Source organism: Pseudomonas sp. TE3899 (assembly GCF_056279105.1).
On the sequence record NZ_JBWBQR010000001.1, the window covers coordinates 1,275,000 to 1,296,751 of the forward strand.

At 62.4% G+C, this 21,752-nt stretch carries 18 protein-coding genes; 1 reads left to right on the forward strand and 17 read right to left on the reverse strand.

Annotated elements, in window-relative coordinates; all coding sequences use genetic code 11:
- Positions 1-16 precede the first annotated feature (16 nt).
- The 17 genes from ACZ89E_RS05825 to ACZ89E_RS05905 form a co-directional block, all read right to left on the reverse strand.
- Positions 17-676, reverse strand: a complete 660-nt coding sequence (locus ACZ89E_RS05825) for a glycosyltransferase family 2 protein (RefSeq protein WP_149661465.1) — start codon at positions 674-676, stop codon at positions 17-19.
- On the reverse strand, positions 673-1,272 hold the full coding sequence (locus ACZ89E_RS05830; RefSeq protein WP_476255086.1) for an SAM-dependent methyltransferase: 600 nt from the start codon (positions 1,270-1,272) through the stop codon (positions 673-675). Before ACZ89E_RS05830 ends, ACZ89E_RS05825 begins: the two co-directional genes overlap by 4 nt.
- A complete protein-coding gene (locus ACZ89E_RS05835) occupies positions 1,269-2,027 on the reverse strand; it encodes a PIG-L deacetylase family protein (RefSeq protein WP_476255087.1) in 759 nt (252 codons plus the stop codon). The genes ACZ89E_RS05830 and ACZ89E_RS05835 overlap by 4 nt, the downstream gene beginning before the upstream one ends.
- Entirely contained in the window at positions 2,024-3,013 is a 990-nt protein-coding gene (locus ACZ89E_RS05840) for an acyl-CoA dehydrogenase (protein ID WP_476255088.1), read from the reverse strand. Before ACZ89E_RS05840 ends, ACZ89E_RS05835 begins: the two co-directional genes overlap by 4 nt.
- A gap of 1 nt (position 3,014) precedes the next feature.
- Positions 3,015-5,174, reverse strand: coding sequence for a glycogen debranching protein GlgX (glgX, locus tag ACZ89E_RS05845; RefSeq protein ID WP_476255089.1), 2,160 nt, complete (start codon positions 5,172-5,174; stop codon positions 3,015-3,017).
- A 229-nt stretch (positions 5,175-5,403) separates the two neighbouring features.
- Positions 5,404-5,709 (reverse strand): DUF2934 domain-containing protein, encoded by a 306-nt coding sequence (locus ACZ89E_RS05850; protein ID WP_476255090.1) that lies wholly within the window; start codon positions 5,707-5,709, stop codon positions 5,404-5,406.
- Between the two features lie 21 nt (positions 5,710-5,730).
- Positions 5,731-8,526: a malto-oligosyltrehalose synthase gene (locus tag ACZ89E_RS05855; protein ID WP_476255091.1), complete on the reverse strand. Its 2,796-nt coding sequence runs from the start codon at positions 8,524-8,526 to the stop codon at positions 5,731-5,733.
- Positions 8,523-10,601 (reverse strand): 4-alpha-glucanotransferase, encoded by a 2,079-nt coding sequence (malQ, locus tag ACZ89E_RS05860; RefSeq protein ID WP_476255092.1) that lies wholly within the window; start codon positions 10,599-10,601, stop codon positions 8,523-8,525. The genes ACZ89E_RS05855 and malQ overlap by 4 nt, the downstream gene beginning before the upstream one ends.
- Positions 10,598-12,391 carry a malto-oligosyltrehalose trehalohydrolase gene (gene treZ, locus ACZ89E_RS05865; RefSeq protein WP_476255093.1) on the reverse strand — a complete coding sequence of 598 codons (1,794 nt, stop codon included), beginning with the start codon at positions 12,389-12,391 and terminating at the stop codon, positions 10,598-10,600. Before treZ ends, malQ begins: the two co-directional genes overlap by 4 nt.
- A 16-nt stretch (positions 12,392-12,407) precedes the next feature.
- Positions 12,408-13,988, reverse strand: a complete 1,581-nt coding sequence (glgA, locus tag ACZ89E_RS05870; RefSeq protein WP_476255094.1) for a glycogen synthase GlgA — start codon at positions 13,986-13,988, stop codon at positions 12,408-12,410.
- 567 nt (positions 13,989-14,555) lie between these two features.
- Positions 14,556-15,509 (reverse strand): D-2-hydroxyacid dehydrogenase family protein, encoded by a 954-nt coding sequence (locus ACZ89E_RS05875; protein ID WP_476255095.1) that lies wholly within the window; start codon positions 15,507-15,509, stop codon positions 14,556-14,558.
- Positions 15,510-15,519: 10 nt separating this feature from the next.
- Positions 15,520-16,542, reverse strand: coding sequence for an alpha/beta fold hydrolase (locus ACZ89E_RS05880; protein WP_476255096.1), 1,023 nt, complete (start codon positions 16,540-16,542; stop codon positions 15,520-15,522).
- 85 nt (positions 16,543-16,627) lie between these two features.
- On the reverse strand, positions 16,628-17,062 hold the full coding sequence (locus ACZ89E_RS05885) for a YqaA family protein (RefSeq protein ID WP_149661453.1): 435 nt from the start codon (positions 17,060-17,062) through the stop codon (positions 16,628-16,630).
- Positions 17,062-17,508, reverse strand: coding sequence for a DUF411 domain-containing protein (locus ACZ89E_RS05890; RefSeq protein ID WP_476255097.1), 447 nt, complete (start codon positions 17,506-17,508; stop codon positions 17,062-17,064). Before ACZ89E_RS05890 ends, ACZ89E_RS05885 begins: the two co-directional genes overlap by 1 nt.
- A 300-nt stretch (positions 17,509-17,808) precedes the next feature.
- Positions 17,809-18,075 (reverse strand): short-chain dehydrogenase, encoded by a 267-nt coding sequence (locus tag ACZ89E_RS05895; protein WP_149661451.1) that lies wholly within the window; start codon positions 18,073-18,075, stop codon positions 17,809-17,811.
- Positions 18,072-18,356 (reverse strand): DUF3077 domain-containing protein, encoded by a 285-nt coding sequence (locus tag ACZ89E_RS05900; protein ID WP_149658722.1) that lies wholly within the window; start codon positions 18,354-18,356, stop codon positions 18,072-18,074. The genes ACZ89E_RS05895 and ACZ89E_RS05900 overlap by 4 nt, the downstream gene beginning before the upstream one ends.
- Positions 18,357-18,791: 435 nt before the next feature.
- Positions 18,792-20,783 (reverse strand): methyl-accepting chemotaxis protein, encoded by a 1,992-nt coding sequence (locus ACZ89E_RS05905; protein WP_476255098.1) that lies wholly within the window; start codon positions 20,781-20,783, stop codon positions 18,792-18,794.
- A gap of 419 nt (positions 20,784-21,202) precedes the next feature.
- Here ACZ89E_RS05905 and ACZ89E_RS05910 point away from each other — a divergent pair, with 419 nt between their 5' ends.
- On the forward strand, positions 21,203-21,712 hold the full coding sequence (locus tag ACZ89E_RS05910; protein ID WP_149661449.1) for a hypothetical protein: 510 nt from the start codon (positions 21,203-21,205) through the stop codon (positions 21,710-21,712).
- The last annotated feature ends 40 nt before the right edge of the window (positions 21,713-21,752 follow it).

The following is a 21,752-nucleotide window of genomic DNA, read 5'->3' on the forward strand; positions in this document are numbered from 1 at the left end:
ATCTGATCCGGTTTTTTTATTCAATCTGTACCATGTTTCGCAAAAAATCCCCGAAACCACCCCGTGCACGGCTGTCCAGCCGGGCGCTGGTCAGCACTTGCGGTTGATGGCTCCAGGCGATGTTCGCCCCGCTGAGTTCCAACTGGCGCACCAGTTGCACATCTTCATCGCAGGCCAGGGCTTCAAACCCGCCGGCGCGCTGATAAGCCTCGGCGCTGATGCCCAGGTTAGCGCCGTGGATGTGCCGGTGACCGTCCCGGGCCTGGTAATGCTGGTGATAGCGAATCTGCGCCGACTCATCGAAATCAGCGGTCCACTGATCCACGGTGACCGTGCCGCATACCGCATCGGCGCCCAGGGCCAGTTGCGCCACCAGCCAGTCCTTGGCGACCAGGCTGTCGGCGTCGGAACAGGAAATCCAGCGCGCACCCTGTTCCAGCAGATAGCGTGCCCCGGCGGCGCGGGCCTGACCCACATTGCGTGCCTCGATCGCCAGGCTGTGCACCGGGTATTGCTCGACGATCCAGGCGGAGCGGTCGGTGCAACTGTCGAGCACCACCAGCACCATCACCGGTTCGCCCTCCAGCCGTTCATGGCAGCCGGCCCGCAGCGCAGCGCGGATACAGGGTTCGAGCAGGTCTTCTTCGTTGTGTGCCGGGATCAGGATTCCAATCATCGCAAGCCCTCCAGAGCCGCCACGGAGCGGGGTTCTCGGCTCCAGAGTTCCAACAGGAAATCCGCTTCCTGGTGCAGGACCAGGCGCGGCAGATGCAACTGTTCGTGGAGCAAGTCATGCACCTGACGGGCATTCAGCGGGCAGCCGTCGATGGGCGGGCGCCAGTGGCAGGCAAGCAATTGGCCGTCCGCCGTCAGCGACTGTTCGGCCTTGACGATCAGGCGTTTCAGGTCGTCGGCATCCAGGTAATAGCCGATCTCACTGATCACGATCAGGTCGAATTTCTCCTCGGGCCACTCGGCGGGCAAACGGCTCTGGCGCACTTCGGCGTGGTCGAACAGGCTCAGGCGTGTGCGGGCCAGGGCGACGGCGGCGGCCGCGGTGTCGCAACACAGCAGGCGGTCGCAGCGGCTGGCCAGTTCGGCGCTGAGTTCGCCGTTGGCACAGCCGGGCTCGAAGATCGCGCGGTAATGGGGCCGGGGCAGGGCAGCGAGGGTGATCGCGCGTTTGCGCTGTTCGTACCAGCGTTGGCGAAACGCCCAAGGGTCATCGTTGCCGGAAAACAGTCCGTCGAAATAGCGATCCTCGACACTCATACAAACACCACTTCGAACGGTTGCAGTAAGCGGTCCAGCACGTAGGGCGGCAGCACCGGCGCCAGGCCGATGTGCGGGTCGCCTTCCAACTGGCTGGCGAAGGCCTGGATCGCGTGACGCTTGCGCGCGATCAGTGGCGGGTCGAGCAGAATCTTGCGTGCCCGGTGCCACGGCACGACACGGTCTTCCGGGGTTGCCCAATGCCAGGTCCAGACCGGCAGTTCGTGCAGCGTCGCGCGCACCCGTCTGGCCGCCTCGGCACTGGCGCGGCCCACGGCTTCGTGGTCGCAATGGCCGTCCTCGCGCCAGGTGGTGAAGACCACGTCGTCGGGCTGCAAATGCCGTTCGATGAACGCAATCAGCTCGACTTCCCGCGCCGCGACCTGACTGTCGGCAAACCCGCCACGCAACCATTCCAGGCTGTGCACCGGCAGGCCGAGTCGGCGCAGGGCTTCGGCGGATTCCTGCGGCCGCACGGCGCTCAGGCGCTCCACGGGCCAACGCCGGGAGCCGGGGTGACTGGCGCTGCCGTCGGTGACCGAGATCAGTTGTAGGGACCGGCCCGCGTCGGCGAGCAGTTGCAGGAAGCCGCCGCAACCGAGCACTTCATCGTCCGGGTGTGGGGCGATGATCACGGCGCGGGAACCTTCGGGCACCAGGTCGAGGATGTCGATCACCGGCACTTGCGCCAGGTGTCGCGAGCTTTGCCACAGGTGCAGGGGCGTGCCTTGGCCGACGATGGGGTTGGCTTTCATAGCGCCCAACCTCCGCTGACGACCTGTTCGCCGAGGGCGGCGAGATCCCGTTCGGCGTGGCTTTGGCGCAGGAACACCGGCAGATCCGCCATCAATTGGGCGAACTGCCGATCCTTGCAAAAAGGCCCGGCGCCGAGGGCATGGCCGACGTGCCGGATGACCTGCTCGACGCTGTGCTCGACCACCGCACGGGCGCGTCGAGCGAGCACTTCGGCGTTATCCAGGGGATTGGCATCGATGGTCAAAGCACTGACCCGCAACACTTGCGCCGCTGCGTGCAAGGCACTGTCGACCGCGCCGAGATGTGCCAAAGCATGGGGTTCCGGGCGTTGTGCGCAGTGCCGGCGCAAACGCTCGGCGATACTCTGGGCCGCGCCGTACCAGCACGCGGCAATGCCGATCCCGCCTTGCCAGAACCCCGGCCGCTGCAAGTAGTCGCCGGGGTTGCCGATGGCTTGCGCCTCGGCCCCTTCGAACACCACCTCCACGCTGCCGGTGGCGCCCATGCCCACCGCTTGCCAGCCCTGCGTCGTGACGTTGACGCCGGGTTGATCCAGCGCCACCGCGACCAATTGCTGCCGGTCCTGTTCATCCCACGCCGTGAGCAAGGCATGGCTGAGCACCGCCGCGCCCGAACACCAGGCCTTGCGCCCGTTGAGCGAAACCATATGCCCCGAAGGGCTGAGCCGAACCTTGGCCTGGGGCGGTTCGGCCGCCCACATGCCCCAAGTGCTGGCCGGGGTCGGCGACCCCCCGAGTTGCTGGATGATCGCCAGCGCGTCGGTATGGCCTTCGTATAACTTGCACAACCCCAGGTCATGCCCACCGACCTCGGCCAGACGCTGGAAACGCGCCAGGGTCTGGCCATCGCCGGGCAAGGGCAACTGATCAAGACCCGCCTCGACGATCGCCCGCAGGCACCGGCCTAGCGCCTGGGTATCGGCGTAGTCCGGCGCTTGCTGTTGAAGAAAGCCTTGAAGGTCCATTTCACTCATCTTCCTCATGCTGCAATTCAAACAGCAGCAGCGAACGGCCGGTGACCGAATATTCATGACCGAAATCGAAGCGTTCCTGACCGCGAATCGACGGTTGATTCGTATCGATCATGCAGGTCCAGTGACCGCCGTCCGGCACTTCGGGCAAGGTGAAGTTGACGATGTCGTGGTGGGCGTTGACCACCAACAGTAGCGTCGCGTCGCCACCCTTGCGGCGGATCCCGGTTTCCTGAGCGCGACCGTCGAGCAGCATGCCCAGGCAACGACCGTGGGCTTCCTGCCATTGTTCGGTGCTCATCTCGCTGCCGTCCGGGGCCAGCCAGGTCACGTCCTTGACGCCGATGTCCTCGTTGTAATTACCCACCAGGAAACGACCACGGCGCAGGATCGGATAGGCCAGGCGCAACTTGATCAGGCGTTTGACGAACTTGAGCAGGGCCTTGCCGTCATCGCTCAGGTCCCAATTGACCCAGCCGATGTCGCTGTCCTGGCAATAGGCGTTGTTGTTGCCGTCCTGGGTGCGGGCGAATTCGTCGCCGGCCACCAGCATCGGCGTGCCTTGGGACAGCAGCAGCGTGGCAAAGAAGTTGCGCATCTGGCGCTGGCGCAGTTCGTTGATCTCGGGATCGTCGGTCGGGCCTTCGACGCCGTGGTTCCACGACAGATTGTTGTTGCTGCCGTCCTGATTGTTTTCGTCGTTGGCCTCGTTGTGCTTGTCGTTGTACGACACCAGGTCGTTGAGGGTGAAACCGTCGTGGGCGGTGATGAAATTCACCGAGGCGTATGGCCGACGTCCGCGCTGGTTGAACATTTCGCCGGACGCGGTCATGCGGCTGGCGAAGTCCGCCAGTTGCCCGTCGTCGCCTTTCCAGAACGCGCGCACGGTGTCGCGGAATTTGTCGTTCCACTCGACCCAGCCCGGTGGGAAGCCACCGACCTGATAACCACCGGGGCCGCAGTCCCAGGGCTCGGCGATCATTTTCACCTGGCGCAACACCGGGTCCTGGCGGCAGGCGACGAGGAAGCTGTGGCGCTCGTCGAAACCGTCGTGATAACGCCCGAGAATGGTCGCCAGGTCGAAGCGGAAACCGTCCACGTGCATTTCCGTGGCCCAGTAGCGCAACGAGTCGGTGACCATTTGCAGCACGCACGGGTGACTCAGATCCAGGGTGTTGCCGGTCCCGGAATCGTTGATGTAGAAGCGCTTGTCGTCGGGCATCAAGCGGTAGTACGAGGCGTTGTCGATGCCGCGCATCGACAGGGTCGGGCCTTGTTCGTTGCCCTCGGCGGTGTGGTTGTAGACCACGTCGAGGATCACTTCCAGATTCGCTTCGTGCAGGTGCGCGACCATCTCCTTGAACTCGGCGATCTTGCCGCTGGCCAGGTAGCGCGGGTCCGGGGCGAAGAAGGCGATGCTGTTGTAGCCCCAGTAATTGGTCATGCCTTTGTGCAAGAGATGCTGGTCGTTGACGAAGGCGTGGATCGGCAGCAATTCCACGGTCGACACGCCGAGCTTGCGGATGTGTTCGAGCACGTCATCGACCATCAACCCGGCGAAGGTGCCACGCACGTTCTCGGGGACGGAAGGGTGACGCATGCTGATGCCGCGCACGTGAGTCTCATAAATGATCGTTTTGTCCCACGGAATGCTGACCCGATGGTCGTGGCCCCAGGTGTGGGCCGGGTCGATGACTTTGCACTTGGGCACGAACGGCGCGCTGTCGCGTTCGTCGAAGCTGAGGTCGGCGTCTTTATGGCCGATGGTGTAGCCGAACAGCGCTTCCGACCATTTCAGCTCACCGACCAATTGCTTGGCGTAGGGGTCGATCAGCAATTTGTTGTGGTTGAAACGATGGCCGTTGGCCGGGTCGTACGGACCGTAGACACGGTAGCCGTAGATCAGCCCCGGATGGGCGTCAGGCAGGTAGCCGTGGTAGATCTCGTCGGTGTATTCCGGCAGCTCGATGCGCTCCAGTTCGACTTCGCCGGCATCGTCGAAGATGCACAGCTCGACCTTGGTAGCGTTGGCGGAAAACAGCGCAAAGTTGACCCCCAGGCCATCCCAGGTCGCGCCCAGCGGGAAGGGCAAACCTTCACGGATTCGCGAGGCCTCGGCATGAGGTTCTGGCGCGGCTTTCTTTGGATTGGTCATAGATGCTCCTGCAAATAGGGGTGACATAAACGGTGTAATGCCCGTCGGTCTTGATACGTAGGCGCTGCCGAAGGCTGCGATCTTTTGATCTTGCTTTTTAAAGTCAAAAGATCGCAGCCTTCGGCAGCGCCTACGGGGAACGGTGGCGTTCCGGTTTTTTTGCGGGCGAACGCGCCCACAGTGGCGAGCGAACCCGCCACGGGATCAGTCAGTTCAAAAGCGTGAAACGTCAGACCGCAGGTGGTTTTTTCGCGGTACGTGGTTTCTTCTCGGCAGCTTTTTCCCCTGGCGGGGTTACTTTTGCCGCCGCAGCCGGTTTGGCTTTGGCCTTCGCTGCTGGCGCCTTGCCGTTAGCCTTGCTGGCAGCCGGGGTCTTGCCGGCGGCTGCTTTCGACGATTTCTTGGGTGCCAGGGCTTCCGCTTCAGCCAGTTTGCGCGCCATCTCCCAATGACGTTCTTCCTGGCCTTCGGGCTTGCCTTCGGACTCCCAGATTTGATAGGCAAATTCGCGAACGCGTTTATCTTCGGTACTCATCGCAATGCTCCTGAACTGAACTCAAGTGTCGATAGTTTGAATAAAGAGATTGACCGGGAAATCCCCCAGCGCGGCGCTGATATTCAGCTCCCTGTGGTTTGTGACTGCTACGGTGGAAAAAAGTCCCTTCAGGTTTTGGTCCGGGGCGGCGAACGGTAATTTGACCCGGGTATCGCCCCACTGCGGCGCGCCAACCTGAGGTTCGGCACTGTTTTCCAGCAGCCCGGCACAGCGGATCGGCACGATCACGATGGCCCAGGTGTGTGCGTGCTGGCGAGCAAACGCCAACACCCGATGCGCCTCGCTGCCGACCACTTCAAGGGCATGATAGGCCCCTTGACGGAACAGCTCGGCGTGCTCGGCCCGGCGCTGCAATGTCGTGGCGATCAGGCGCTGCTTGATGCGCCCGTCACGCCAGTTCGTCAGCAACGGCGGCAGTTCGAACGGTGCCTGCAACGCCTGTTCACGGGCCGGGTAATCCACGGGTCGGCGGTTGTCCGGATCGACCAGGGTAAAGTCCCAGAAGTCGTTGCCCTGATAGAGGTCCGGCACCCCCGGCACGGTCATGCGCAGCAAGGTTTGCGCCAAACCATTCAACGCACCGGGTGCGGCAATGGCCTGCGCCGCTTCAGCGAGGGCGGTGCGCAATGCCTGTCCTTCAGCGCTCAGCAACAGCCGGTTGAGAAAGGCTTCGGTGGCTTGCTCGTAAGCGTCGTTCGGCGCGCTCCAACTGCTTTGCAGCTTGGCTTCGCGCAGGGCTTTTTGCTGCCACTGCCACAGGCGTTTGGCGTAGTCCGCCAGGGCTGGTTGATCGTTGCTGCGCAGTTCCAGCGGCCAACTGCCGAGAATCGCCTGATACAGAATCAACTCGTCACCCGGCGACGGCGCGCTGTCATCGCTGCGCAGTGCTCGCGCCATTTCCCGCCAGTGCTCGACCTGTTCGGCGTACCACGTGCTGCGCTCACTCAACACCGCGAGCCGCGCCCGGGTGTCTTCCCCGCGTTTGTGGTCGTGGGTCGCGGTGGCCAGCAGATTGTTCGGGAAGGTGTCGAGGCGACTGCGGCACACCGCATGGAAGTCGCTGACCAGCGCACTGAACTGCTCGGTGCTGAAGCCCACGTCATTGCGTGACAGCAACACCGCCGAGCGATAGAACGCGGTGTCTTCCACAGCCTTGGCCGCCGCCGGCGACGTCAGCTGCTGAAAGCGTACGCAGGCATGCTTGAGGATCTTGCGCTGGCGGCCCATCGGGCGCTTGCGCCAAGGCTCGCCGCCAAGCCAGCCGGCCAGGCAATCGAGCACCGGCCAGTCGGCCTCGCTCAGCGTCAGCCGCGCACCGTCCATGGCTTGCTGGAAAAACACATCGTCCTCGGCCGAGCGGCCACGGGGGCTGATGTAGGTGCGGTACACCGGGAAATGCACGATCAATTCCTGCAAGGCCCGGCGGATCGCGCCGAGGGTCAGGTCGCGGGTCATCACGTCATCCCGGGCCACTTGCAACAGCGCTTGGGCGACGCTTTCGAAATCCCCGGCTAGCGAGCCATTGAGGATCTGCTGGCGTGCCAGTCGTGCTTCCTGGATGAATTCGGCGGGGCGCTCGCTGTGACGGTTCCACAACTCGCCCAGGGTTTCAGCGCCGGCCGGGTCGTGTTGCAGCAGCGACAACTGGTTCATGAATTCGTAACCGGTGGTGCCGTCCACCGACCAGTCGCGGTGCAGGGTTTCGCCTTCGCCGAGGATCTTTTCGACGTAGATCGGCAAGTGCCGCTCTGGCGACAGGCTGTCGACCCGGCGGCGCAGTTTGCGGCAATAACCCCGTGGGTCGGCGAGGCCGTCGATGTGGTCAATGCGCAAGCCGTCCACCAGGCCTTCGGTGATCAGCTCGAAGATTTTTGCGTGGGTGGCTTCGAACACGGCCGGGCGCTCAACGCGCAAACCGCCGAGTTCGTTGACATCGAAAAAGCGCCGCCAGTTGATGTCATCCGCCGCCGTGCGCCAACTGGCCAGCCGATAACTCTGGCGCTCCAGCAGGTTGTGCAGGTTGTGGAAGCCTTCTGGTGTCAGCGAGTCATAGGTGCTGATCTGCTGTTGGAGGGCGTGCAGGATCGCCGGGTCGCCCGCCAACTCGCGCAGTTCCTCTTGCAGGGGAATCGCCAGGCTGTGGGCGTCGGTCTGAAAGCTCAGCGCCGCAAAACGGTCGCTGAGGAATTTCAGTTGTTCGGTCTGTTCGGCGTTCAGTTGCTCGCTGGGCTTGAGCAGCTCGCCGTACCAGGTCGGGCAGATTGGAAAGTGATGGTCGTAGTGCTCGACGAAAAACTCGCCGCGCCCGGCATCGAAGCGCAGGGGCAGGGTGCCGTCCTGCAACGCCACGCCGTAGTCGCTGCCCAAGAACGGCAGCAACAATTGGCCTTCCATCAATGGGTCCGGCGAATGCCACTGGATGTCGAAAAACTCACCGTAGGGACTCAGGCGTCCCCATTCCAGCAAGTCCAGCCACCACGGGTTGTCGCCGCCGCCGACGGCCATGTGATTGGAGACGATGTCGAGGATCAGCCCCATTTTCTGCTCGCGCAGGGCCGCGACCAAACGGCGCAACGCCGCTTCACCGCCGAGTTCCGGGTTGACCGTGGTCGGGTCCACCACGTCGTAGCCATGCATCGATCCGGCGCGGGCGCTGAGCAGCGGCGAGGCGTAGACATGGCTGATGCCCAGGCGGGCGAAGTACGGCACCAGCGGCACCGCATCGTCCAGGGTGAACCCTTTATGAAATTGCAGGCGCAGGGTCGCGCGCAGCGGCTGAATGAGGGCTTGATTCATTGGTCACGCTCGGCCGCCTGAAGTCGCGCGCAGGCGAGCAGTTCCAGGCGCCGGGCGGCGTCCGGGTCATCGAGCAAGGCTTCACTGCCGCCGCGCAGGCGTCGCGACCAGTTCGGGTGCGAATCGGTGGTGCCCGGCAGGTTGGCTTGCTGTTCGATGCCCAGGGCATCTTCCAGCGGCAGCAGCACCAGCGGCGCACGGGTGTGGCCGAGGAACCGGATGGCAGCGTCGAGCACCTGATCGGATTCGTGGGACTCTTCGCGAAAGTTCTGCGGATCTTCACTCAAGACCCGGCGCAAGCCTTCGCGCTCGCGTTCGCGGTGATGGCGCCACTCGATCTCACCTGGGGCATCCACCAGGCCGAGGCGCGCATTCCAGTCGATGTCATGCCCGTGCCACCAGCCGTTGAGTGTCGGCAAGTCATGGGTGCTGGTGGTCGCCAGGGCGTTGTCCGGCCAGTCGAGGATCGACTTGAAGTGGGTGTTGTCCTGTTCAAACAACAGCACGCGCATGCCGAGGATCGAGCGGGCGATGAGTTTTTCCCGCAGGCCGTCGGCCACCGTGCCCAGGTCTTCGCCGAGCACGATTGCCTGATGTCGATGGGATTCGAGGGTCAGCAGACGCAGCAGGTCGTCCACCGGGTAATACAGGTAGGCGCCATCGGCCGGCGGTGCGTCGTTGGGGATCACCCACAAACGTTGCAGGCCCATCACATGGTCGATGCGCAGGCCACCGGCGTGGGCGAAGTTGGCCCGAAGCATTTCGATGAACGCGCGAAAGCCGTTACGCACCAGGCCTTCCGGGGAAAACGCGGAAATGCCCCAGCCTTGGCCGGTACGGTTGAGGATGTCCGGCGGTGCGCCGACGGTCAGCGAGGCGAGCAATTCGTCCTGACGACTCCAGGCCTGGCTGCCACCGCCATCGGCGCCGACTGCGAGGTCCGCCACCAGGCCAATGCCCATGCCGGCGCTGATTGCAGCGGTTTGCGCACGGGCCAGGCAACGGTCGATCAACCATTGGCAGAAGGCGAAGAAGCCGATGCGGCCGGCGTTTTCTTCGGCAAAGTCGGCCAGCGCGGTGCTGCGCGGGTCCTGCCATTCCTGCGGCCAGTGCCGCCAGTCCAGGTCTTCACCGCGAGCGGCGCGGGCTTCCTGGATCGCCTCGAAACGGCAGTGGTTTTCCAGGGCTTCGCCGCCGGCGTGGCGGAAGCTGCTGAAGTCTTCGTGCAAAGGGTGTTCGCCCTGGACGAAGCCTTCGTAGAGCGCCTGCAACAACCGGTGTTTGGCTTCAGCGGCCACCGGCCAGTTGATCAGCGGCAGGGCTTCGAGTGCTTGCAGTTGCTCGGCCAGCCCGGTGGCGTCAATTGCATCACGCAGGGCGCGCTCGCCGAGGATCGCCCCCGGCGCGGCATAAAGGCTGTTGAGGAACAAACGGCTGGACGGTGAATACGGGCTGTAGCGATGGGTGTCGCTGCTGAACATCGCGTGCATCGGGCTGATCGCCAACGCTTCGGCACCGCGTTCGCCGGCCACTCGGGCCAGCTCTTCCAACGCCTGGGTATCGCCAAAGCCGCCATCGCCGGGACGACGCAGGGAATAGAGCTGCACGCTCAGGCCCCAGGTGCGCGGGATCGGACTGTCGACCGCGTCGCCGACGCTGTAGCAGCGTTCCGGGGCCACGGCCAACGTGAAGGATTGGCCGTCGATGCTGACGTGCTGATAGCCGACCGGGATCAAGCCGGGCAGGACTGCTTCGGCATCGAGTTTGAGGTGCAGGCGCGAACCGTCTTCCAGGTGCACTTCGCACGGCGTTTCAGGCTCGAAATAGCGCGCCAGGTCGAGGCCTTTGCCGAAATCCGCGGTGATCAGCGGCGGCAAGTGCCGGGTTTGCTGGAACTCTTGCAATTGCAGGAGGCTGGCGTCGATTTCCTGGGCCGTGCTGGCCGGGTGGCCGAGCCCGATCAGCACCGCGCGCAGCACGGCCGGGGCGACTTTCTGTGGACGGCCATTGGCGTCGATCCAATCGACCGCCAGGCCAGCTCGGCTGGCCAGTATTTCCAGTTGCGCATCGCTCATAGGCGCTCTCCATCAGGTAGCAAAGGGTTTGCAGCCGTGAGGCTGACGAGCACGCTAAATGGGGCGAGGCTGCTCTGATTCAGCAGGTCGGATGCGGGCGGGTGTTCGAACAACAGCAACGCATCGGCCTGTGGAGGGTGGACCACAGGCGTGTCGCTGAGGTTCAGGTCAATACGCAGCAGGTTGCCGTTGCCCAGGCGCCAGCGCGCGGACACGGCACCGGCGCCCAGCACCTCAGCGCCCAAGGCGCGGGCGCCGGGCAGGTGCGCAACGATGTGCTCATGGCGCAGTTTCAGCAGGTGCCGATACAGGTCGTGAATGGCCTGTTGCGCTGGCTCATCCGCCGGGCGCGGCTGTGACGCCTCAAAGGTGTCGGGCGCGTTCGGGTCGGGGATCTTTTCCCGTTTGTGCGGATCCTTGAACGCGCTGAACGCCGCAAATTCATTACGCCGCCCCTCGCGCACCAGTTCCGCCAGTTCACCGTGATGGCTGGTGAAAAACAGGAAGGGTTGCGCGGCGGCGAACTCGTCGCCCATGAACATCAGCGGGATCATCGGGGACAGCAGCAGCAACGCAGTCGCCGCTTTCAATGCATCGGTCGGCGCCAGTTGATGCAAGCGTTCGCCAAAGGCGCGGTTGCCGATCTGGTCGTGGTTCTGCAAAAACAGCACGAACGCGCTCGGCGGCAAGTGACCGCTGGGCTCGCCCCGCGCTTCACCGTGGCGATTGATGTGGCCCTGGAACACAAAGCCTTCGCTCAGGCAGCGCGCCAGTTGCTCGGTGGGGTTTTCGGCGTAGTCGGCGTAATAGGCGTCGGTTTCGCCGGTCAGCAGCACATGCAGGGCGTTGTGCCCGTCGTCGTTCCACTGCGCGTCGAAGCCTTGCTCCAGCAGGCTGGCCTGGTTGTGTTCGTTTTCCAGGTTCAGCCAGACGTGCCGACCCGGCGCGGTCTGGCGGCGTACCCGTTGCGCCAGTTCCTGGAGGAAGTCCGGGTCTTCGATGGCGTGCACCGCGTCCAGGCGCAAGCCGTCGAAGCGGTATTCCTGCAGCCACATCAGCGCGTTTTCGATAAAAAAGTCACGCACCTCGCGGCGGCGGAAGTCGATGGCCGCGCCCCACGGCGTGTGTTTGTCTTCGCGGAAGAAACCCTTGGCGTAGCGATGCAGGTAATTGCCGTCGGGGCCGAAGTGGTTGTAGACCACGTCGAGAATCACCGCCAGGCCATGGCCGTGGGCCGTGTCGATCAGGTGCTTGAGTTGTTCGGGGGAACCGTATGAGGCCTGGGGCGCGTAGGGCAGGACCCCGTCGTAGCCCCAATTGCGCTCGCCGGGGAATTGCGCCAATGGCATCAGTTCGATCGCGGTGACGCCCAGTTCGACCAGGCGCGCCAGGTGCTGCTCGACCGCGCTGAAGCCGCCGAGCGTGCCGACGTGCAATTCGTAGATCACCGCCTCATGCCACGGCCGACCTTGCCAGTCGTTGTGTTGCCAGTGGTAGGCGAGGGGGTCGACCACCACGCTGTGGCGGTCGAGGTCCCCGGCCTGGGCGCGGGAGGCCGGGTCGGGCACCTCCTGTTCGCCATCGATGTTGTAGCGGTATCGCGTGCCGGCCGGGCAGCGGGTCTGAATCACAAACCAGCCATCGGCCTGGGGTTGCAGCGGTATGGATTGTCCATCATCCAGTTCGACACTGACGTCGAACGCATCTGGCGCCCACAAGGCAAAACGCGTGTGCTCTGCGTCCAGCATGATTGCGCCGTGGGGCCAGGTCTCAAGGGTCCGTAACGGCATCTTTGAAAACCTCTTCTTATTTGTGGCCCGATTTACCCAAGGCTTTAGCCACCAGTTGTTCGTAGAGTTCGGCGTAGGGTTCGACCGCCTTGCACCAGTTGAACGGTGCGGCCATGGCACGGCAGCGCATGGCGTTGAGCAGATCGGGGAAAGCGAACACCTTGAACGCACGGCCCACGGCTTCGCGGTAACTTTCGACGGTGGATTCGTCGAACAGGAACCCGGTCACACCGTTTTCAATGGTGTCGGCCAGGCCGCCCGTGTTGCGTGCCACCGGCAATGAGCCGAAGCGCTGGGCGTACATCTGGCTCAGGCCGCAAGGTTCGTAACGCGACGGCATCAGCAGGAAATCGCTGCCGGCGAACATGCGGCGGGCGTCGGTTTCGTTGAAGCCGATGCGCACACCCACTTGACCGGGGAAGCGCAGCGCCAATTCGCGCATGGCTTGTTCTTCTTCCGGCTCGCCACGGCCGATGATTGCGATCTGCCCGCCGTTTTCGACGATGAAGTCGGCTACGGCTTCCGTCAGGTCGAGGCCTTTCTGGTAGACCAGGCGCGACACGACGGCGAACAGCGGACCTTCGGAATCTTCAAGACCGAACAACTCACGGACATGGGCGGCGTTGACGGCTTTGCCGTCCCAGTCGCCGATGGTGAACGGGCAGAACAGGTGTGGGTCGGTGGCCGCATCCCAGCTCTCATCAATGCCGTTGGGAATCCCGCTGAGCAGGCCTTGCTGGGTCTTGGCGGCGAGAAAACCGTCGAGGCCGCAGCCAAAGGCTGGCGTGGTGATTTCCTGGGCGTAGGTGGCGCTGACCGTGGTGATATGGCTCGAATAGGCCATGCCGGCCTTGAGGAACGACATCTTGCCGTAGAACTCCATGCCTTCTTGTTGCAACGCGTGCATCGGAATACCCAGTTCCGGGCAAGAGCCGAGGCTGGTCACGCCTTGGTAGGCGAGGTTATGGATCGTGAAGAGCGTTGGAGTGCGTTGTCCACGCCAGTGCATGTAGGCAGGGGCCAGGCCGGCCGGCCAGTCATGGGCGTGCACCAGGTCCGGGCACCAGTGGATTTGTGCGAGGTTGGCGGCGATATCGGCAGCGGCCAGGCCCAGGCGGGCGAAGCGAATGTGGTTGTCCGGCCAGTCGCGACCGTTATTGGCGCCGTAGGGCGAGCCTTCGCGCTCGTAGAGCTCGGGGCAGATCAACACGTAAATGACCAGGCCGTCGGGCATGTCCATGCGCCCGATCTTGCAGGGCGGCAATGCGGCATGACCGCCGAGTTCACCAATGATGTGGATCGGGTTTTCGTTGTGCAGCACTTGCGGGTAACCGGGGATCAGCACACGCACGTCGTGCAAATGAGCCATGGCCCGGGGCAGTGCCGCGGAGACGTCGCCCAGACCGCCGGTCTTCACCAGATCGGCGATTTCCGAGGTGACAAACAAAACCTTTTTCTTGTTCGGGTTCTGACTGGCCACCGGTGCAAGGGTCTTGGGAACGCTGATGACCTTGCTGCTGGGGGCATTCACGGCGCTCGATTCGCCGACCTGCTGATGAGCACGTTCTCCCTGAATATCTAAAGCCGCACTGATCATATGAATCTCCCGTGTTGTTGATCTAATTCTAGGCCTGGCACAAACGGTGTTCGTGGCCAAATCCTGTGGCCGGGCGCAAACGCGCTACGCATCGAGGAGCAAGGGCTGCCCAATACGCTAAAGCACAAAGGGTGGAGCGGCTCATACAAGGGTTACTGCAAGGATTGCACCAGTCGGAACGCACCTGTCTTAGAGAGGACTCTGCACGACAGGCAAAAGTTTCGACTATTTTTCCGCTTTGTGACCGACCGGTTTCAACCCGCGAAAATCAGTCTAGGCCAGAACTTAGAGCGGCACGGACCAAATGGCAAAATTGTTCGACAATCGGTTTAAAGAGGTACGGACGTGCAGATACGGAGGGTAAACGCACCGACGAAGGGCATGTTTTTTTGGAATGGCGGGCCAAAATGTCACGCGCAAGTCACATGGGTGTGCGAGGGGGAAAGAGGTTTTGCACCATTGCGGTGCGCAAGGTTTTTCAGAGGTGTGGTGAATGTGAGGGCCTCTTCGCGGGCAAGCCTCGCCCTGTAGGAGCGAGGCTTGCCCGCGAAAAACGATAACGCGGTCTTACGTCAACAACCGAACCGGCGCCCCTGCCGCCCAACCCTGAATGTCTTCAATCATCTGCGAAAAAAACTGCTGGTAATTCTGTCGGCTGACATACCCGACATGGGGCGTGGCCAGCACATTGGGTAGCGTCCTGAACGGATGCAATGCGGGCAACGGCTCCACATCGAACACATCCAGCGCCGCCCCCGCCAGCCGATTTTTCTGCAACGCCTTGATCAGCGCCGCTTCATCAACAATCGGCCCGCGCGCGGTGTTGACCAGCAGCGCGGTGGGTTTCATCCAGTCCAGCGCCTGAGCGTCGACGATCCCGCGACTGCGGTCGCTGAGCACCAAATGCACCGATAGCACATCGGCCTGTTCGAACAACTCCTGCTTGCTCACATAGGTCACGCCAACCTCGGCAGCCCGTTCGGTCGTGAGGTTTTCGCTCCAGGCGATCACCCGCATGCCGAACACCTGGCCGAATTGCGCCACGCGCTGGCCGATGCTGCCCAGGCCGAGAATCGCCAGGGTCTTGCCATGCAGATTGCCGCCCAGGCCTTGTTGCCAAAGGCCGGCGCGCAGGGCGTTGGCTTCGGCGACGAGGTTGCGGGTGGCGGCCATGATCAGTGCCCAGGTCAGTTCCGGCGCCGCGTGTTTGTAGCTGTCGGTGCCGCTGACCTGAATTCCCAGCGCGGCGGCGGCTTTCAGGTCCAGGGCGGCGTTGCGCATGCCGCCAGTGACCAGCAACTTCAGTTTCGGCAAACGGCGCAGCAGGTCTTCGTCGAACCGCGTGCGTTCGCGCATCACGCAGATCACCTCGAACCCGCCCAGGCGTTCGGCCAAGGTGTCGTTGTCGGCTGGGTAGTCGTGGATAAAACTGACGTCGCCGATGCTGTCGAGCACTGACCAGTCCACCACGCCGCTGGCCACGTCCTGCCAGTCATCGATCACCGCAATCTGCACTGCCATCAGCCTTACCTCATCCGCGAACAGGGTTGTATTTGCTTAGCCAGCCCAGCAGGGCCTGGTGGAATTTCGCCGGTTCTTCCATCTGTGGTGCGTGGCCCAGGCCGGGGAATTCGATCAGCGTCGATTGGGGAATCAGCTGGGCCACCTGCTTGCCAAGCACTTCATAGTGACCAATTTTCGCCTTGACCGCCGGGGGCGCGATGTCCTTGCCGATGGCGGTGGTGTCGGAAGTGCCGATCAGCAACAGCGTCGGCACCTTCAAGTCCTTGAACTCGTAGTACACCGGTTGGGTGAAGATCATGTCGTAGATCAGCGCCGAGTTCCATGCCACCTGGGCCTTGCCCGGACCTTTGCTCAAGCCGGCGAGCATGTCGACCCAACGGTCGAACTCAGGCTTCCAGTGCCCGGCGTAATAGGTGCTGCGTTCGTACTCGCGGATGCTCTCGGCGCTGACTTTCAGCTCTCGCTCATTCCATTGATCGACGGTGCGATACGGCACGCCAAGGGCTTTCCAGTCTTCCAGGCCAATCGGGTTGACCAACGCCAGTTGTTCGACCTGTTCCGGGTATTGCAGGGCATAACGGGTGGCGAGCATGCCGCCGGTGGAGTGCCCCAGCAACGTGGCTTTCTGAATGCCCAGCGCCTTGAGCAACTGCTGGGTGTTGGTCGCCAGTTGCTGGAACGTGTATTGGTAATTGTCCGGTTTGCTGGAAGTGCAGAAACCGATCTGGTCCGGGGCGATCACCCGGTAACCGGCCTCGCTCAGGGCCTTGATCGAACTGTCCCACGTGGCGCCGCAGAAGTTCTTGCCGTGCAGCAGCACCACGCTGCGCCCGTTGGCCTTGCCATGGGCGGCGACGTCCATGTAACCCATCTGCAGGGATTTGCCTTGGGATTGAAAGGCAAAGTGCTTGACCGTGTAGGGGTAGTCGAAACCTTGCAGCTGCGGGCCATACGCCGGGCCTTCGGCATGGGCCAGGACGGGCAGTGCGGCGGTCAGCAGCAGGCTGGGCAGCCAGCGGGAAGGGGACATAGGTTTACTCCATGGGAAATTCACGGATGCTGGAAGCGCATGATTAGGGCGACATTAAACACAGGCAATCAGCGACCCCGATCGTTCAACTCATCCAGCCCAGGGTTGCCAGGGCCAGCACGGCGTAACGGGCGCCCTTGGCGAGGGTCACGATCAACAGGAAACGCCCCAGCGGCTCGCGCAGGACGCCCGCCACCAGCGTCAGCGGATCACCGATCACCGGCACCCAACTGAGCAACAACGACCAATGGCCGTAGCGCTGATAATGTTTTCGGGCTGTTTCAAGATGCCGCGGGCTGACGGGAAACCAGCGTCGCTCGCGAAAGCGCTCGATGCCACGGCCCAGCCACCAATTGACCAGCGAGCCAAGGACATTGCCCAGGGTCGCGACCGCCAGCAGCGACCACAGCCAATACTGGTCGCTGAGCAACAGCCCCACCAGCACCGCTTCGGACTGCAACGGCAACAGCGTCGCGGCACCGAACGCCGCCAGGAACAACCCGATATAAGCGCCGGACATCAATGGGCGGGATAGTCCGCCACCACCGTGTCCGTCCCGTCCTTTTTCAGGCCGATGACTTGATAGGCGTCGCTCATGCCATCCATTTCCATGCCGGGCGAGCCCATGGGCATACCCGGCGCCGCCACCCCCAGCAGATCAGCACGCTTGCTCAGCGCCAGCACTTGCTCGGCCGGCACATGGCCTTCGACGAACTTGCCGTTGATCAACGCGGTATGACACGACGCCAGGCGGGGCGGCACGCCGTGCTGTTGCTTGAACGTGCTCATATCGGCTTCGACGTGATCCTCGACCTTGAAGCCGTTGGCTTCCAGGTGGCTGATCCATTTCTTGCAGCAGCCGCAATTCGCATCGCGGTGCACTTCGATGGGGACCAGGTCGGCGGCCTGGGCCAGGCAGGAGAGAAACAGGGCGCTCAGGGCGAGCAGACGCAGGTGGGTTCGCATGGGAAGGTCTCGACTCGGGTGGCGGTCAAAAAAAGAGGCATTTTGACGACTTTAGCCAGGAACGCGGGGGGAGAGTGTTTCGAATTAATACGAAAACGACACCAATCCTGCAGGAGCGAAGCTTGCTCGCGAAGGCGGCGTGTCAGCCAACATCCCTGCTGAATGTGAAACCGCCTTCGCGGGCAAGCCTCGCTCCTACAGGGATCGGCGGTGAACACAGATGTTGTGTACGACGATCCCCCGTGTAGGAGCGAGGCTTGCCCGCGAAGAGGCCCTAACGGCTGGCCTCAAACCCGGCAATTACACCCGAGCCCGAATCCGACGCCCCAACACATCCATCACATCACACCCATCCCTCAACAACAGCGCCGCCGCCAGCGCCAATTGCTGCACATCGGCGCCCTTGGCCTGACTGATATCAAGGCTGGCCAGACTCTCCATCATCTGCGTCCCCGCCAGAAACCGCGCGGCGGCCTGGCAGTGCAAAACGTCCAACGGCGCCTGCGTGGCCACCAGCAACACCGGGGTGTCGGATTCATTGCTGGTCATCGGCATATGCGGATTCATGCCTCACCTCCCGCTTGCGCGGCGTGTAAACCATCGATTGAGGCTTGTACCAGCGAACGGGCAGTATCGAGCAGGTGCTTGCTGGCCCAGCGCAGGGTCGCGATATGTTCCGGGCGGGTGGCGTTGGGGGCTTGGTGGGCGAGGGCTTCGGCGCCGCTGAGGAAGATTGAGGCGTGTTCCAGGGCATCGAGCAGGGGGATGTCGGGTTGTACGGCGAAGAGGTGGTGGTCGGTGTGATCGCAGGGGGCGAAGGGGGTGGATTTTGTGGTTGCGTGGGTCATTGTTGTAGCTCCTTAGTCATCAAGAGCTGCCACAAGATCGCCGTCAAACGAATGGGTGGCAACTGTGCGCAGGTTGACGGACCGGTCTAAGGTACCCGGCGCACTCGAAAGTGCCCCGCGCACAGTCACCATAAAGCTTTGTGTCGAGCACACGAGTGCACGAGCAAAGTTGGAGAACAATGCGCACCTTAAAACCGCCGAGCCGTCAAACCCGATCACGAATGAGTCGTGACGGGCGTGAGGATAGGGAGAGCGGGCAGGGCAGTCAACCGGCGCAAGGCTGGAAAAGGCGGCGTTACCTGTAGGCATATTCTGGCGTGACGCTGCCCCTGTAGGAGCAAAGCTTGCTCGCGATGGCGTCGTGTCAGCCAACATCATTGTTGGATGTACCGGCGCTTTCGCGAGCAAGCTTTGCTCCTACAGGGCGTGTGTTGACTAGCGGACTTTGAAGCGCCCCATGATCGAACTCACGCGGCTATTGGCTTCCAGCAACTGCTGGGTGTTCAGCTCGCTGGCGTGACCGCTTTTCACCAGTTCATCCACCATGTGGCGGATTTGCACCATGCTGCGGTTGATCTCTTCGGTCACGGCGCTTTGCTGTTCGGCGGCGGTGGCGATCTGGGTGCTGAGGCTGTTGATGTGGCTGACGGAGCCGGCCATTTCATCCAGGCCGGAGTTGACCCGTGCCGTCGCATCGGCGGCGGACTGGCAACTGGCCTGGGTGTTTTCCATGGCCGCCACCGAGGAACTCACGCCTTGGGTCAGGCGCTTGAGCATTTCGTTGATTTCCGAGGTGCTGGCCTGGGTGCGGGCGGCGAGGGCGCGGACTTCATCGGCCACCACCGCAAAGCCACGACCTTGTTCACCGGCACGTGCTGCTTCAATCGCCGCGTTGAGCGCCAGCAGGTTGGTTTGCCCGGCAATCGCGCCGATCACCCCGAGAATCTCGGTGATGCGCTGCGCGTCTTGCTGCATGTTTTCGACTTTATGGGTGGCGCTGGCCACTTCTTCAATCAACGCCACCACGCTGCTGGAGGCTTCACCCACCACCACCCGCGAGCGATCCGCGTGTTCGCTGGCGCGCTGGGTGAACGATGCGGTTTCGGCGGCGTTCTGCGCCACGCTGTCGGCGGTGGAACTCATTTCAGTGATGGCGGTGACGGTCTGATCGGTTTCCGAGGCGTGACGCACCAGGATCTGGCTGGTGTGCGCCGAAGTCCGTTGCAGGTTGTCCAGGCTCGAGGCCATGGCGCCGGTGGCCTGGGTCACTTCGCCGATCATGTTCTGCAAGTAGATGATGAAAGCGTTGACCGAGTGGCCGATGGCCCCCAATTCGTCTTCGGCGCGGATAGTGATGCGCTTGGTCAAGTCAGCATCGCCAGCCGACAGCGCGTCGATGTTGGCCTTGAGGATTTTCATGCGGTTGATCAACTGGCGGATCGCGTAGATCTGCAGCAGCACCAGCAGGATCACCATCGGAATCTGCAACAGGCTCAGGGTGTTCAGGACATCGTCACGCTGGGCGGTGATCAGCTTGGTCGGCAGGGCGGTGGCGAGGAACCACGGCGTGCCTTCGATCGGGCGCATGAAGAAGGTACTGGCTTCGCCGTTGTTGTCAAATTCGACGCGCTGGGCTTTGTCGCGGTTAGGCAGACCGGCCTTGACCTGGCTGGCGAACGGCGAGCCGCCGGCCAGCTCACTGATGTTCTTCAGCACGACCGGCCCGCTGATGCGCGAGCTGTTGCTGATGATTTTGCCGTCGGCTTCGACGATCAGCATTTCGGCGCCGAGGTCTTTTTCCTTGCGCGCGATCAGGTCGTTGAAGAAGCCCAGGGTCACGTCGATGGTCGACACGCCGTAGGCCACGCCGTTTTTCTGGATGGCCATGGCGCAGTTGGTGCGCGGCTCGGCACTGGCGTCATCTTTATAGGCGGCGGCCCAGGCGCACTGGCCGCGCGGGGTGGCCATGCCGCCCTTGTACCAGGTCTGGTCGTAATAGTTGGGCGCGGCGTCGCTGTTCCAGAAGGTGTTGACCGCCAGTTTGCCGGAGCTGTCGCGGTGCCAGAAGGTGCTGAACTTGTTGCGTCCCGCTTCGCGCTGGCCTGGCAATGGCCAGATCCCGCCGCCAAACACCTTCAGCTCGCCGTACTGATCCACCAGGCCGGGCAGCACGGTATCGATGGCGGCGCTGTCGAGCAGGGGAATGGTCTGGGTGATGCTGCGTTGCTGGGATTGCACCTTGTTCAGTTCGCCCTGGATCTGCTCGGCGACTTCGGCAATGCGATTGAGGGCTACCTGTTCTTCGGTGTGGCGCAGCTTCGGCGCGACCAACTGGCTGATGCCCACGACCGTGAGCACGGAAAGCAGCAGGATGAACAGGACCAGAAACAGCGTGTAGCGAGCCTGAATGGTACGGAATGCGGGCATGGGACCGGTCCTTGTGCTGCGTTCTTATTGTTGGGGAGTTCGGGTTTGAAAAATAAGGCTATCCAGGACTTATCGGCGCGCTGGGGGCGAGCTTTAGTACGCGCGTGCAAGAAAACGGATCGAGGGACGGACGGTGCGCAAAAGGCGCGTATCGTAAACGGTACAAACCGGCTACATCGGCAGTTATGACAGACGATCGATCGGCTACAGCAAACTTTTAAAGTTCATATAGGCCAATGAAACTGGGCACTTGGTGGTTTGTATCGTAAATGTACGAAAATTGTAAAAAGTAGAAATATTTGTAGGTGGACGTCCTCGTCGCGCCGATACTTCCCCGCATTCATCTCGGTTAAACAAGGATTTTTTATGTTCCCGTCGCAAGGACATTCCTCTCTTCTCACGCTGGCAGGAGTTCGGTCATGACGATTGGTCTGGTCGGCAACTGGACGGCGAAGGCCGGCGTATTTGTTCGACAGGGTTCGGTCAATGCCAAGCCACTGAGCCAAAGCGTCAAGGCGCGAGAGATTTTGAGTCAGGTGGGCACCAACCCGTTGTCGCTCGACAAGGCAAAGATGGATTCCATGTCGATGTGGAAGCAGGTCAAGGGCTTCGACCCGGAAAACGTTTCGGTCAAGCAGCTCGGCAACATGAGCACCTTTCTCAAGCAGAACGGCATCATCAGCGATGTGACGGCGCTGACGCTGCTGAACGCGGGAAACGAGTTCGATAAATTTGGCGTGCCGAAGGACGTGGACGCGAAATTCAATGCCCTGGAATACTTTGCCATCCAACTGGACACCATCCAGAGCAATAACCTGAAGGGCAACAAGTACGCCAACTACCTGGTGCCCGAATACAAGAAAGCCATTTACGCCCTGCAAAACCTCAAGACCTACGGCGAAACCAACGGCCCGGTCAAGAAGAAGTAAGGCGTCATCCTCTGACCCGACCCGCACCGGGTCAGAGGAC